This window comes from Curtobacterium sp. MCBA15_013 (genome assembly GCF_001865095.1).
Classification (GTDB): Bacteria; Actinomycetota; Actinomycetes; order Actinomycetales; family Microbacteriaceae; genus Curtobacterium.
Window position 1 is genome coordinate 1 of record NZ_MJGQ01000027.1, and the last position, 860, is coordinate 860.

General features: G+C 74.0%; 1 protein-coding gene. It reads right to left on the reverse strand.

What is annotated here, in order from left to right; genetic code table 11:
- A partial coding sequence (locus tag BIV01_RS12730) for a PH domain-containing protein (RefSeq protein ID WP_175473716.1) occupies positions 1-860 on the reverse strand: 860 nt, incomplete at both ends.

Sequence of the window (860 nt, forward strand, 5' to 3'; positions counted from 1 at the left end):
CGCGCCTCCCGTTCGCGCCACCGGTGGGAGGTGTCGGCCGCAGCCGCCTCGACCGCGCGGGCCGAGGTGTCCGACCACAGCTGCTGCGCGTCCCGCGCGTCCAGCGCACCGATGCTCGCGGAGACCGGGCCCTGCACGGTCTGCACGTGCACCGACGCGAGCCGCAGCGCACGCTCGAGCGGCCCCTGCGAGACCTTGACGCTCTGCACGCGCGGCAGCGGCACGATGACCAGCGTGCGCCAGACGGCACCGAGCCGGAGCAGGACGGCGCCCGGGACGAAGCGGTAGCCGTTGCGGCGGAACGCGAACGGGCGGAGCCAGGCGCCCCGGCGCGGGGAGTGCACGAACCCGCCGCGGTCGCCCGTGGTGGTGAGGCTGTCGTCGACGACGTCCACGGCCTCGGCCGAGCCCTCGCGGAGCTGCTCCTGCGAGGCGGCGGGACCGGCGACGGCGGTGCCGACGAGGCCGGGGAGGATGATGTCGAGGACCTCGCGGACGTCGCGCGCGGTGCCGACCGGCAGGACGATCGACGAGACCTGCTGGTTGTTCGAGGCCCCGTTGCCGGCGTTCGTCGCACGGTTGATCCGGACGTCCCACCAGCCGAATGGCCGCCAGAGCAGCGGCTGCGCGACGCTCACGGCGTGGATGCGGCCGGGCGGCAGGGTCTCGTTCGAAGTGGACACGAGCCCGAAGCCGATCCGGATGCCGTCGCGGGTCTCGGCGATCGTGTACTGCAGCGAGCGGGAGAACTTCCGGACGTAGTACCCGCCGGCGCCGATCACCGCGGGGAACAGGCCGAAGAGGATCCCGTACTCGCCGGTGAGCGCCACGCTGACGATCATCGCGGCGACCGCGGCGAG